This is a genomic window from Kocuria rosea subsp. polaris, from assembly GCF_001483755.1.
GTDB lineage: Bacteria > Actinomycetota > Actinomycetes > Actinomycetales > Micrococcaceae > Kocuria > Kocuria cellulosilytica.
Window position 1 is genome coordinate 90,165 of sequence record NZ_LQBK01000033.1, and the last position, 12,980, is coordinate 103,144.

The 12,980-nt window shown below is 73.3% G+C and carries 10 protein-coding genes and 1 tRNA gene; 10 read left to right on the top strand and 1 reads right to left on the bottom strand.

Translation table 11 applies throughout. The features are described 5' to 3' along the window. Positions 1 to 104 precede the first annotated feature (104 nt). The 6 genes from bcp (at position 105) to AVL61_RS12655 (ending at position 8,098) form a co-directional block, all read left to right on the top strand. Positions 105 to 578, top strand: coding sequence for a thioredoxin-dependent thiol peroxidase (bcp, locus tag AVL61_RS12630; protein ID WP_058874675.1), 474 nt, complete (start codon positions 105 to 107; stop codon positions 576 to 578). A gap of 36 nt (positions 579 to 614) precedes the next feature. Beyond that, positions 615 to 698 (top strand) — tRNA-Leu (locus tag AVL61_RS12635). A 90-nt stretch (positions 699 to 788) separates the two neighbouring features. After that, positions 789 to 2,399 (top strand): ABC transporter substrate-binding protein, encoded by a 1,611-nt coding sequence (locus tag AVL61_RS12640; RefSeq protein ID WP_058874676.1) that lies wholly within the window; start codon positions 789 to 791, stop codon positions 2,397 to 2,399. A gap of 109 nt (positions 2,400 to 2,508) precedes the next feature. Further along, the gene (locus AVL61_RS12645; RefSeq protein WP_082697139.1) at positions 2,509 to 3,993 is read left to right on the top strand and encodes a malate:quinone oxidoreductase; all 1,485 of its coding nucleotides are present in this window, start codon (positions 2,509 to 2,511) and stop codon (positions 3,991 to 3,993) included. A 228-nt stretch (positions 3,994 to 4,221) separates the two neighbouring features. Next, positions 4,222 to 7,413: an efflux RND transporter permease subunit gene (locus AVL61_RS12650; RefSeq protein WP_058874678.1), complete on the top strand. Its 3,192-nt coding sequence runs from the start codon at positions 4,222 to 4,224 to the stop codon at positions 7,411 to 7,413. 250 nt (positions 7,414 to 7,663) lie between these two features. Then, positions 7,664 to 8,098: a MarR family winged helix-turn-helix transcriptional regulator gene (locus tag AVL61_RS12655; RefSeq protein WP_058874679.1), complete on the top strand. Its 435-nt coding sequence runs from the start codon at positions 7,664 to 7,666 to the stop codon at positions 8,096 to 8,098. Here AVL61_RS12655 and AVL61_RS12660 read toward each other — a convergent pair. After that, on the bottom strand, positions 8,085 to 8,939 hold the full coding sequence (locus AVL61_RS12660) for a transglutaminase-like domain-containing protein (RefSeq protein WP_231738409.1): 855 nt from the start codon (positions 8,937 to 8,939) through the stop codon (positions 8,085 to 8,087). The genes AVL61_RS12655 and AVL61_RS12660 overlap by 14 nt on opposite strands. 168 nt (positions 8,940 to 9,107) lie before the next feature. On the opposite strand from AVL61_RS12660, the gene AVL61_RS12665 reads away from it, so the two are divergent. The 4 genes from AVL61_RS12665 to AVL61_RS12680 are packed head-to-tail and all read left to right on the top strand — an operon-like array spanning position 9,108 to position 12,952. Continuing rightward, positions 9,108 to 10,271, top strand: a complete 1,164-nt coding sequence (locus AVL61_RS12665) for a YihY/virulence factor BrkB family protein (RefSeq protein WP_058874680.1) — start codon at positions 9,108 to 9,110, stop codon at positions 10,269 to 10,271. A 31-nt stretch (positions 10,272 to 10,302) separates the two neighbouring features. Continuing rightward, the gene (locus AVL61_RS12670; RefSeq protein ID WP_058874681.1) at positions 10,303 to 11,058 is read left to right on the top strand and encodes an alpha/beta fold hydrolase; all 756 of its coding nucleotides are present in this window, start codon (positions 10,303 to 10,305) and stop codon (positions 11,056 to 11,058) included. Positions 11,059 to 11,117: 59 nt separating this feature from the next. Next, positions 11,118 to 12,215: an S-(hydroxymethyl)mycothiol dehydrogenase gene (locus tag AVL61_RS12675; protein ID WP_058874682.1), complete on the top strand. Its 1,098-nt coding sequence runs from the start codon at positions 11,118 to 11,120 to the stop codon at positions 12,213 to 12,215. After that, positions 12,212 to 12,952, top strand: coding sequence for an MBL fold metallo-hydrolase (locus AVL61_RS12680; protein WP_082697141.1), 741 nt, complete (start codon positions 12,212 to 12,214; stop codon positions 12,950 to 12,952). The genes AVL61_RS12675 and AVL61_RS12680 overlap by 4 nt, the downstream gene beginning before the upstream one ends. The last annotated feature ends 28 nt before the right edge of the window (positions 12,953 to 12,980 follow it).

Here is a 12,980-nt window from a genome sequence, read left to right on the forward strand (position 1 = left end):
GGGATCCCGGCGCGGGCGACGGTAGTGTTCGTGGTCCGCGGCCGTCCCGCGGCACCCGCGCCGCGGCCGGCACCACAGCACCGACACGACGGAGGAGCACCCCCATGGCAGCACGCCTCGAACCGGGCCGGAAGGCCCCCGACTTCGCCCTGCCCGACGCCGACGGCCGGACCGTCTCGCTCGCCGACCACCGCGGGCGGCGCGTGGTCGTCTACTTCTACCCGAAGGCGTCCACCCCCGGCTGCACCACGCAGGCGTGCGACTTCCGGGACAGCCTGGAGCGCTTCGCCGTGGACGGGTTCACCGTGCTCGGCATCTCCCCCGACGGGCCGGAGGCCCTGGCGCGGTTCGCCGAGAAGGAGTCCCTCCCCTTCCCCCTGCTCTCCGACGCCGACCACCGGGTCGCCGAGGCCTACGGGGCCTGGGGCGAGAAGAAGAACTACGGGAAGACCTACGAGGGCCTGATCCGCTCCACCGTGGTGGTCGGCCCCGACGGCGACGTGGAGCTCGCGCAGTACAACGTGCGCGCCACGGGCCACGTGGCGAAGCTGCGCCGCGACCTCGGCCTGGCGGGCTGAGGCTAGGATGGCCGAGGGGCCCGGACGGGCCCCTCGGCGCGAGTGGTGGAACTGGCAGACACGCAGGATTTAGGTTCCTGTGCCCTGACCGGCGTGCGGGTTCGAGTCCCGCCTCGCGCACCCGACGGTCCCCGGGCCCCGCCCGGAACCGGCCCACGACGACATCCACGACGACATCCACGACCGAACCCGCGAGGCAGCGAAGGACCCATGGCGCCCAGGCGAACCCCCCGCACCGCGGCAGCGCTCGCGCTCGTCGCGGGGCTCCTCGCCGTCGGGGGGTGCGCTCCGGGGGACGGCGGCGCACCCGGCGCCCCGGCCGCCTCCCGCCCCGTGCCGAGCGCGGAGTTCGTCTTCGCCAACGCCGCCGCCGCGCCCACCCTGGACCCGGCCACGGTCAACATCCTGGAGACCTCCCGGATCGGGGCCCAGATGCTGGAGGGGCTCGTCTCCGCCGACCCCTCCACGGGAGAGGCGGTGCCGGCCCTCGCCAGGTCGTGGAAGCGCGCCGAGGACGGGCTCTCCTACACCTTCGCCCTCCGCGAGGACGTCCGCTTCCACGACGGCACCGAGCTCGACGCGGAGGCGGTGTGCGCGAACTTCGAGCGCTGGGAGGCCCTCGCCGCCGACGGGGCGCGGACCCCGTTCGCCACCGTCTTCCGCACCGCGGCCCCCGGGACCCCGTCCCGCTACGCGGGGTGCGCGGCGACCTCGGCCTCCTCGGTGGAGCTCTCGCTGACGGCGCCGCACACCCCCCTGCTCCGGGCGCTGACGCAGCCGGCGTTCGGGATCGCGTCCCCTGCGGCCCTGGCGGCCGGCACGCACGAGACCCACCCCGTGGGCACCGGCCCGTTCCGGTACGAGTCGGGGGACGGGACCAACGTGGTGCTCAGCGCGAACCCCGACTACTGGGGCCGGCTCGGGGACATCGGCCGGCTCGAGTTCCGCACGATCCCCGAGCCCGAGCTGCGCTACGTGGCGCTGCGCCTGGGCCAGGTGGACGGCTACGACCAGGTGGGCCTGGACTCCTTCGCCCCGCTCGCCCGCGAGGGCGTGCAGGTGCTCCAGCGCGACCCGTACTCGGTGTCCTACCTCGGCATCAACCAGGACGTGGCGCCCCTGGACGACCCGGACGTGCGGGCCGCCATCGCCGCCGCCGTGGACCGCGGTGCGATCGTGCGCGAGCACTACCCCGACGGCACCCGGGTGGCCGACCAGTTCCTGCCCGCCCGCTTCGCGATGGACGGGACCGACCTCCAGGTCCCGTCCTACAACCCGCAGCGGGCGCAGGAGCTGCTGGAGGCCTCGTCCTACGCCGGTGAGCCGCTGCGGTTCTACTATCCGCGCAACACCTCCCGCACGTACATGCAGGAGCCCGAGAAGATCTACGCCGACATCGCGGCCCAGCTCGTCCGGGCGGGGTTCGTGGTCGAGCCAGTCCCGGTGGAGTGGTCGGACGGCTACGTGGCGCAGGTCCAGGACCCGGACGGCGACCACGCCCTGCACCTGCTGGGGCTCAACGGCGGCTACCGCGACCCGGACTACTTCATGGCCGCGCTGTTCGGCGCTCCCCGCGGCGAGTTCGGGGTGGACGCCGCGTCCCTGTTCCGCGCGGTCAACCGCGCGCCGTCCCTGCCCGACGGCGAGGACCGGGCGAGCGCGTACTCCTCCCTCAACAACCGGATCTCCCGCCTGCTGCCCGCCGTCCCGCTGGCCCACCCCATCTCGGCGGTCGCCGTCGGCGACTCCGTGACGTCCTTCCCCCTGAGCTCGACCGGCTACGAGGCCTTCAACCGGGTCCGGCTCGACACCGCCGGCTGAGCTCGCGACCCGGCACCCCGGCCGCATTCGGGGTTCGTCCGGGCGTGGCGATAGTCTGATCCCGACCATTCACCGGCACGGCGCCGGGCGTTCAACGGGAGCATCGACTGTGACATCACCTCAGACAACGGAATCGACCGACGTCCTCCTGATCGGCGGAGGCATCATGAGCGCCACCCTCGGCGTGTTCCTCAAGGAGCTCGAGCCGCAGTGGGACATCACGATGCTGGAGCGCCTCGACCAGGTCGGCGCGGAGAGCTCCAACGTCTGGAACAACGCCGGCACCGGCCACTCCGCGCTCTGCGAGCTCAACTACGCCCCCCAGGCCGCCGACGGCTCGGTGAGCCCCGAGAAGTCGCTCGGCATCAACGAGCAGTTCCAGCTCTCCCGCCAGTTCTGGGCCTCCCTCGTGGCCGAGGGCAAGCTCCAGGAGCCCGGCACCTTCATCAACCCGGTGCCGCACATGTCCCTCGTCTTCGGCGACGCCCACAGCGACTACCTGCGCCGCCGCTGGGAGGCGCTCCAGCCGAACAAGCTCTTCGAGCGCATGGAGTACACCGAGGACCGCGAGAAGATCGCCGAGTGGGCGCCGCTGACCATGCACGGCCGCGGCGCCGGGCGCGTCGCGGCGTCCTGGTCCCCCGAGGGCACCGACGTCGACTTCGGGGAGCTGACCCGGCAGCAGGTCGCCCACCTCCGGGCCCGGGGCGGAGAGGTGCGCTACGGCCAGCAGGTCGTGGACCTCGACCGCCAGGGCGACGGCACCTGGGTCGCGAAGGTCAAGAACCGCCTCAACACCGAGGGCGACCGGCTCGTGCGCGCCAAGTTCGTCTTCGTGGGGGCCGGGGGCGGCGCGCTGCCGCTGCTGCAGAAGTCCGGCATCCGGGAGGCCAAGGGCTACGGCGGGTTCCCGGTCTCCGGCCTGTGGCTGCGCAACTCCGACGAGAACGTCGCCGCCCAGCACAACGCCAAGGTCTACGGCCAGGCCTCCGTGGGCGCCCCGCCCATGTCCGTCCCGCACCTGGACACCCGCTACGAGCACGGGCGGCGCGCGCTGCTGTTCGGCCCCTACGGCGGGTTCAAGCCCAACTTCCTGAAGCAGGGCTCCTTCCTCGACCTGCCGCTGTCCGTGCGCCCGCACAACATCTACCCGATGACCCGCGCGGGCCTGGCCAACCTGGACCTGGTGAAGTACCTGGTGAGCGAGCTGGCCAAGACCAAGGGCCAGCGGGTCGAGGCGCTGCAGCAGTTCTACCCGACCGCCGACGGCTCGCAGTGGGAGCTGGTCGAGGCGGGGCAGCGCGTGCAGGTCATGAAGCGGGACAAGCACAAGGGCGGGGTGCTGCAGTTCGGCACCGAGCTCATCGCCGCCGCGGACGGCTCCATCGCCGGGCTGCTGGGCGCCTCCCCGGGCGCCTCGACCGCGGTGCCCATCATGCTCAACCTCCTGGCGAAGTCCTTCCCCGCGCGGATGTCCGGGTGGGAGCCGCGGCTCAAGGAGCTCATCCCCTCCTACGGCGTGAAGCTCAACGACAACCCGCAGCTCGCGGACGAGGTCATGGGCCGCACCGCTCAGGTGCTCGGCATCAACTGACACCGCGACGCCCGGCACGGCCCCGGCCGGCCGGGCGCCCGCGGGACGGGGCCCGGACCGGTCGCCGGTCCGGGCCCCGTCGCCGTCCGCGCCCCGGGCGGCCCGGCCCCGGAGCCCCGGTGACCTGTCAGTGCCCCGGTGACCTGTCAGTAGGCGGCGGTACCCTGGGGGCCGTGCGCCCCGGTCCCGGCCGGGACGCCCTCGACCTTCCCTCCTCTAGGAGCACGAGTGTTTCTCCTCGCCCGCGCATCGATGGCCAACCGAGCCCTGATCGTGCTCATCACGCTGTTCGTGGCCCTCTTCGGGGTGCTCAGCATGCGCTCCATGAAGCAGGAGCTCATCCCGTCCCTGGAGATCCCCGCCATCAGCGTGGTCTCGGCGATGCCCGGGGCGTCCGCGGAGGTCGTCGACGAGCAGGTGGGCCGGCCCCTCGAGCGGGCGCTCAACATCGTGGAGGGCCTGGAGAGCTCGACGTCCACCTCGCGCGGCGGGCTCTCCAACATCCAGCTCGGCTTCGAGTACGGCACCGACCTGGACCGGGCCCGGAACCAGGTGGAGCGGGCGATCTCCAACGTGCGCACGCAGCTGCCCGACGACGTCGAGCCCACCGCGTTCGCCGGCTCCGTGGCGGACTTCCCCATCGTGTTCCTGGCCGTCTCCTCCGACGAGGAGCTCAGCCCGCTCGCGGCCGACCTGGAACGGCTGACGGTCCCGGACCTGCAGCAGATCGAGGGCGTGCGCTCCGCCGAGGTGAGCGGCGCCCCCGATCAGGTGGTCTCGATCCTGCCGGACCGGGCGGACCTCGCCCGGGCCGGCGCCACGCCCGCCGACATCCGCACGGCCCTGGAGGAGAGCGGCGGCCTGGTGCCCGTGGGCACCGTGGACGACGGCGCCACGACCCTGCCCGTCCAGGCCGGCTCCCCCCTCGACTCCCTCGAGGCCGTGGAGAGAGTCCCGCTGCCCCTCCCGGAGGACGCGCCCGAGGGCGCCGAGCCCACCACCGTCGGCGCCGTGGCCACCGTGGAGCTCACCGAGCAGGAGCAGACCTCGATCACCCGCACCAACGGGGAGCCGACCCTCGCCCTGTCCGTGACCAAGACCCCGGACGGGGACACCGTGGGGATCTCGCAGGCCGTCGAGGAGATGATCCCGGAGCTCGAGGAGGACCTCGGCAACGGCGCCGAGATCACCGCGGTCTTCGACCAGGCCCCCTACATCGAGCAGTCGATCGAGGACCTCACGGTCGAGGGCCTGCTCGGGCTCGCGTTCGCCGTGCTCGTCATCCTGGTGTTCCTCGCGTCGCTGCGCTCCACGCTGGTCACGGCGATCTCCATCCCCCTGTCCCTGCTCGCCACGTTCATCGGGATCAACGCCCTGGGCTACTCGCTGAACCTGCTGACCCTGGCGGCGATCACCCTGTCCGTGGGACGGGTCGTGGACGACTCCATCGTGGTGATCGAGAACATCAAGCGCCACTACGGGACGGTGGACCTGCGCACCGACCCCGCGAACGCGAAGCGCCGGGCCATCCTCACCGCCGTGCGCGAGGTCGCGGGGGCGATCACCGCCTCCACCCTCATCACGGTGGCGGTGTTCGTGCCCATCGCGTTCGTCGGCGACGTGACCGGCGAGCTGTTCCGCCCGTTCGCGCTGACCACGACCATCGCGCTGCTGTCCTCGCTCGTGGTGTCCCTGACCATCGTGCCCGTCCTCGCGTACTGGTTCCTGCGGGACCCCCGGCTGGCCCGGCGCGGCCGGCCGGCGGACCGCGCCGCCCCCTGGGCCGCCCCGACCGCGAGCGGCACCGCGGCCGGGGCGCCCACGCGGCTGGCGCAGGGCTACCTGCCGGTCCTGCGCGGCACGCAGCGCCACCCGTGGGCCACCCTCGCGGTGAGCGTCCTGGTCCTGGGCGGGACGGCCGCCCTGCTGCCCGTGCTGCCGACCAACCTGCTCGGGGACACGGGGCAGAACACCATGACGATCGAGCAGGACCTGCCGCCCGGCACCGCGCTCGCGGTGACCTCCGAGCAGGCGAGCCGCACCGAGGAGGTGCTCGACTGGACCGAGGGCATCGAGGACGTGCAGGTCACCATGGGCCCCGGCAGCGGCTTCTCCGCGTTCCTGCCCGGCAGCGGCACCAACAGCGCCACGTTCTCCGTGACGACGGACGCCGGGGTGGACCAGGAACGGCTGCGCCGCACCGTCGGCGAGCGCCTGGACCGGCTGGACGGCGCCGGGGAGTTCTCGGTGCAGGGCGCCCAGGGCTTCACCAGCAACGACGTCGAGATCTCCGTCACCGGCACGGACCAGCCGACGCTCGCGGAGGCCGACGAGGCCGTGGTCCGGGCCATGCGCGAGCTCGGCTCCGCCGGGCAGGTCACGAGCAACCTGGCCGCGACCCAGCCCACCGTCGTCGTCACCGTCGACCGGGCGGCCGCCGCCGCGCGCGGACTGAGCGAGGAGCAGGTCACGGGGGCCCTCGCCGGCACCGTGAACCCCCTCCCGGCCGGGTCCATCGACCTGGACGCCGACTCGGTGGCCGTGACCATCGGCGAGGGCCGCGCCGTCGAGGACGTCGGGGCGCTGCGGGCCCTGCCGGTGCCGGCGGCGGGCGGGTCCGTCCGGCTCGACGAGCTGGCCGAGGTCGAGGAGGCGCTCACGGTCGAGACCATCACGTCCAGCAACGACCAGCGCACCGCCACCGTGGCCGTCACCCCCGCCGGCGACGACCTCGGCGCCACCAGCGCCGAGGTCCGGGAGGCGCTCGCGGACCTCGACCTGCCGCAGGGCGCCTCCGCCGAGCTGGGCGGGGCCGCCACGGAGCAGGAGACCACGTTCCGGCAGCTGGGGCTCGCCGTGCTGGCCGCGATCGCGATCGTCTACGTGGTGCTGGTGGCCACCTTCAAGTCGCTCGTCCAGCCGCTGATCCTGCTGATCTCGATCCCCTTCGCCGCCACGGGCGCGGTCCTCGCGCTGCTGGCCTCCGGGGTGCCGCTGGGCCTCGCGTCGCTGGTCGGGGTGCTGATGCTCGTGGGCATCGTGGTGACCAACGCGGTGGTGCTGATCGACCTGATCAACCAGTACCGGGGCGGCGGGCACCGGATGGTCCTCGAGGAGGCCATCGAGAAGGGGGCGACCCGCCGGCTGCGCCCCATCGTGATGACGGCCCTGGCGACCATCCTGGCGATGACGCCCATGGCGCTGGGGATCACGGGCCAGGGCAGCTTCATCTCCCAGCCGCTGGCCGTGGTGGTGATCGGCGGGCTGATCTCCTCCACCCTGCTGACCCTGGTGCTCGTGCCGGTGCTGTACCGGCTCGTCGAGGCGCGCAAGGAGGCGAGGCACCGTCGCCGGGAGGAGCGGATCGCGGCGCTGACCGGGTCCGGGGCGGGAGCGGCTCGTCCGCAGCGCGGAGCGTGACACCGGTCACCGTGCGCTCTTTCGTGGACGTTTGCAATAGAAAATACCTGCGGCCGCCTCGGCCCCGGCTGCGCAGGGGAGCGCCGCGCGCTATCATTCCCGCAGGTCACACCGGCAATGGGTCTCCTCCCGCGGCCGGCGCCCCCGGCAGACCGGCGCAGCGTCCCCCGAAAGGGGGGACACCGGGGCGCCGGACGCCGATGTAACCGGGTCGTAGCATTAACGTGTGCCCCGCAGAGAAACAGATCGTGTGCAGAACAGCGCCGACGCCTGGGAGGCCCTCTTCAGGGCCCAGGTGACGGTCATGCGGCGCCTCCAGCGCCAACCCGAGTTCGCGGAGCTGTCCGCCCGCGAGTACGACGTCCTGTTCAACCTCTCCCGCTCCGACGAGGCCGGCATGCGCCTCAACGAGCTCAACGAGTACGTGCTGCTCACCCAGTCCAGCCTCAGCCGGATGCTCGAGCGCCTCGAGCTCAAGGGGCTGGTGCACCGCTGGCAGGACCCGCAGGACCTGCGGGGGCTGCGCATCCGGCTGACCGACCGGGGCCGGCAGATGCAGGTGCAGATCGCCGAGCAGTTCCGGGTGCACGTGCACGAGCTGATGTCCGCGGGCCTGGACCCGGAGGAGCTGCGCATCCTCACCCGTCTCGCCGACCGCCTGCGGGACGCCGTCAACGACCTGTGACGCCGGGCCCTCGGCCGCCCGGCAGCGGGAGCACGACCCTGGCCTCCGGGTCCTCGGTCCCGGGCGCGGAGGACTCCGCGGACACCCGCATCTCCCCCAGGGTGATCTCGCCCCCGAGGGTGGTCAGGAACGCCGTCTCGGACGCGTCCGCGCCCGTGGCGATGCGCACGAACTCCGTGCGCGGCGCGAGGCCCGTGGCGTCGAGGACGTACCAGGTCCCGTCGTGCCACGCCTCGACCACCGCGTGGAAGTCCATGGGGGACAGCCCCGGCGCGTAGACCGACACGAGCCGCGCCGGGACCCCGAGACCCCGGAGCAGGGTGATGAGCAGGTGCGCGTAGTCCCGGCAGACGCCCCGCCGGGTGAGGAAGGTGTGCACGGCGGTGTCGGTGGCCGTCGAGGACCCGGCCACGTAGTCCAGGTGCTCGTGCACCCAGTCCCGCACCCGCTGGAGCGTCCCGTAGCCGCCGCCCCGGGCCCCGGGGAAGAGGGCGTCCGCGGTGCCGGCCATCTCGTCGAACGGGCAGAACCGGCTCGGGCGGGTGTAGCGGACGAAGTCCACGCTCTCCGCCGGCGGCGGGGAGCCCGCGCCGCCGTCCAGCTCCAGGGCGTAGGACACCGTGCACTGCGTGCCGCCCGGCACCCGGGCCAGGTGCAGCCGGGTGCCGTGCAGGTCCTCCGCCTCCTCCAGCTCGGCCTCGACCCCGTCGACGCGCAGGCTCAGCCGCTCGGCGGGACGGCCGCCGCCGGCGCGGGCGGCCGCGACGGAGAGCACCGCCAGGTGGTCGGTCTCTGCCGCGAAGGCGACCTCCGCCGAGACGGTGCGCCGGGTGGTGGGCACGGAGGGCCTCCTGGTGTGCTGGACTGTGCGGCGGACCGGCGGCCCACCTCGTCCATTGTCGCCCACCGGCATGATCGTCAGTACACTGATGCACGAGACATCCCCCACACGCCGCCGCCGGCCGGGGTCCGCGCACCGCACCCGGCGGCCGACCGCGAAGGACGCAGCATGGCCCAGGACACCACCCAGGACAGCCGCTCCAAGGAGCGCACCGCCCCGGAGCCCGAGGACTCCCGCAAGCCGGACAGCCCCACCGAGATCAGCAAGCCCTCGTGGGGCTACGTCTTCAAGCGCGCGGCCTCCGAGTTCTCCAAGGACGACTGCACCGACCTCGCCGCGTCGCTGACGTACTTCGCGGTGCTCTCCCTCTTCCCGGCGCTGCTGGCCATCGTCTCCCTGCTCGGCGTGTTCGGCCAGGGAGAGGCCACCACCCGGGCGATCACGGACTTCCTCGGTCAGTACGCACCGGCCGAGCTCGTGACCCTGCTCGAGGGCCCCATCAACAACCTCACCACCAGCACGGGCGCCGGGCTCGCACTGTTCACCGGTCTGCTCGGCGCCCTGTGGACCGCCTCCGGCTACACGGGGGCCTTCGGCCGCGCCATGAACCGCATCTACGAGGTCGAGGAGGGCCGGCCCGTCTGGAAGCTCCGGCCGATGAACATCCTCGTGACGCTGATGCTGGTCCTCATCGTGGTCCTGATCATGCTCATGGTGCTGCTGTCCGGCGGCATCGCCCAGTGGGTGGGCGACCTCGTGGGCCTCGGCAGCACGGCCGTGACGGTGTGGAACATCGCCAAGTGGCCGGTCGTCGTGGCCTTCGCGATCGTGCTCATCGCGGTGCTCTACTACTTCACCCCCAACGTGCAGCAGCCGAAGTTCCGCTGGATCAGCATGGGCTCGATCGTCGCGCTGCTGGTGGCGGCCCTGGCGGCCGCGGCGTTCACCTGGTACGTGATCAACTTCGCCACCTACAACGCGACCTACGGCATCATCGGCTCCGTCATCATCCTGCTGCTCGGCCTGTGGATCATCAACAACGTGCTCCTGCTGGGCGCGGAGATCGACGCCGAGGTCGAGCGCGGCCGCCAGCTGCAGGGCGGGATCAAGGCCGAGGAGACCATCCAGCTCCCGCCGCGCGACACCCGGCAGGTCGACAAGAAGGAGAAGAAGGAGGAGAAGCTCGTCGACCAGGGCCGCAAGCTGCGCCTGGAGCACGAGCACCTCGACTACTCCTCCGGCGACTCCGACAAGAGCTCCGACAAGAGCTCCGACGAGAGCTCCGGCCAGGACGCGGACCGGGACTCCCGCACGGCCTCCGGCAGGAGCTGAGGACCGTCTCCGGATCCGGGCGACCGGCTCCATGGAGCTCCTGGAGCTCGGCGGGGACCCCGGCGGCGAGCCCGTGGTGCTGATCCACGGGCTCGCCGCCTCGGCGTGCTCGGGATGGGTGCGCACCGGCTGGGTGCGCGCCCTCGGGCGCGCGGGCTTCCGTGCCCTCGGGGTTGACCTGCCCGGACACGGGCGGAACGCCCTGCCCGCGCCGCCGGGCACCACGCGCACCGGGCTCGTCGACCGGATCGGCGAGCTCGTCCGCGGGCTGGACGCCGCCCGCCCCGTGCCCCTGGTGGGCTACTCCCTGGGTGCCCAGCTGGCGTGGTCGGCGGCCGCCCGCAGCCCGGGGATCGGCGCCCTGGTGCTGGGCGGTCTCGGCCCGGTGGACCGGCTCCCGGAGCTCGGGCGCGCCCTCGCCCACGACGGCGCGGTGGACCCGTCCGCGCGCGAGCTCGCGGCCGCCCTCGCCGCGACCGGCGACGCGGGCGACCGCGGGCGCGCCGAGCGCTGGTCCGCGTTCGCGCGGCAGACCGGGGCCGAGCCCTTCGCCCCGGCGGCCGGGGTGCCCGCCCAGCCCCTGCTGCTGTTCGCCGGCGGCCGTGACCCCTGGGCGGACCCGGCGGCGATGGCCCGGCTCCGTGCCCCGGGGCGGGCCTCCACCGAGCTGCTCGTGGTGCCGGAGCGCGACCACGTCGACGTCCTCACGTCGCGGGCGGCGCGGGAGGGCGCCGCCGCGTTCCTCCGCCGCTGCTCCCTCCCGCGCGCCTGCGGCGACCTTCCCTAGACTGGGGAGCGGTGTTCCGGACCGGAACCGTCACGTCGTCCGAAGGAGAGGTCACACTCATGCACGAGGTCAGAGCCGTCGTCGTCACGGCGAAGAACGCACCAGCCACCCTCGAGACGATCCTCGTCCCGGACCCGGGACCCGGGGAGGCGCTCGTGGACGTGGTCACGTGCGGGGTCTGCCAGACGGACCTGCACTACAAGCAGGGCGCGGTGGGCGACGAGTACCCCTATCTGCTGGGCCACGAGGCCTCCGGCGTGGTCGCCGCGGTCGGCGAGGGCGTGACCGAGATCGCCGTCGGGGACAAGGTCATCCTGAACTGGCGGGCGGTGTGCGGCGAGTGCCGGGCCTGCCGCAAGGGCGAGCCCTGGTACTGCTTCGCCACCCACAACGCCACCCAGAAGATGACCCTGGCCGACGGCACCGAGCTCTCCCCCGCCCTGGGCATCGGCGCGTTCGCCGAGAAGACCCTGGTGGCCGCCGGGCAGTGCACCAAGATCGAGGGCGAGCTCGAGGACCACCAGTACGCCGCCGTCGGGCTGCTCGGCTGCGGGGTGATGGCCGGCATCGGCGCCGTCCTCAACACCGGGGCCGTCCAGCGCGGGGAGTCCGTGGCCGTGATCGGCTGCGGGGGCGTCGGCACCGCCGCGATCGCCGGGGCCGCCCTGGCCGGGGCCACCACGATCGTCGCCGTGGACCTCGACGACGAGAAGCTGGCCACCGCGCAGAAGTTCGGCGCCACCCACACCGTCAACTCCCGGAACTCCGACCCGGTGGAGGCGATCCGGGAGCTCACCGGCGGGTTCGGCGCCGACGTCGTGGTCGACGCGGTGGGCATCGCGCCGACCTTCCAGCAGGCCTTCGAGGCCCGCGACCTCGCCGGGCGGATGGTCCTGGTCGGGGTGCCCGATCCGGGGACCACGTGGGAGATCCCGCTGGACCAGGTCTTCGGCCGGGGCGGTTCGATCAAGTCCGCGTGGTACGGCGACACCCTGCCGTCGAGGGACTTCCCGATGCTGGTGGACCAGTACCGGCTGGGCCGGCTGGACCTGGACGGGTTCGTCACCGAGCGCATCGGGATCGAGGACGTCGAGCCCGCGTTCGAGAAGATGACCGCCGGCAAGGTCCTGCGCTCCGTCGTGGAGATCGGACGATGAGCCCCGTCGACGGCCACGACGGCGAGGCGCTGCCCGACCGGGAGCGCGCCCACCCCGCGGACCACGGCGCCGTCCCGGCCCGGCGGTCCGCCGGCGCCGGCCGGGCCCGCATCGACCACCTGGTCACCGCCGGGACGTTCTCCCTCGACGGAGGGACCTGGGAGGTCGAGAACAACGTGTGGATCGTGGGCGACGACGACGAGTGCGTCGTGATCGACCCGGCCCACGACCCCCGGGCCGTGGTGGAGGCCGTCGCCGGGCGGACGGTGACCGCCGTCCTGCTCACCCACGGCCACGACGACCACATCCGGTCCGTCAAGGAGGTGGCGGGCCAGGTGGGCGGCAGGATCCACCTGCACCCGGAGGACACGGTGCTGTGGGAGCAGGTCTATCCGGCCACGCCCTTCGACGCCGGGATCGCCGACGGTCAGGAGTTCTCCGTGGCCGGGACGACGCTGACCGCGCTGCACACCCCGGGCCACTCGCCCGGCTCGGTGTGCTTCTGGGCCCCGGAGCTGGGCGAGAACGGGGTGCTGTTCTCCGGGGACACGCTCTTCCAGGGCGGCCCCGGCGCCACGGGCCGGTCCTGGTCGGACTTCCCCACGATCATCGCCTCCATCCGCGACCGGCTGCTCGTCCTGCCGGAGTCGGCGGAGGTGCTCACCGGCCACGGGGACGCCACCACGATCGGTGCGGAGGCGCCCCACCTGCAGGAGTGGGTCGACCGGGGCCACTGACCGGTCCGCCGGCACCCGCCGGGCCCAG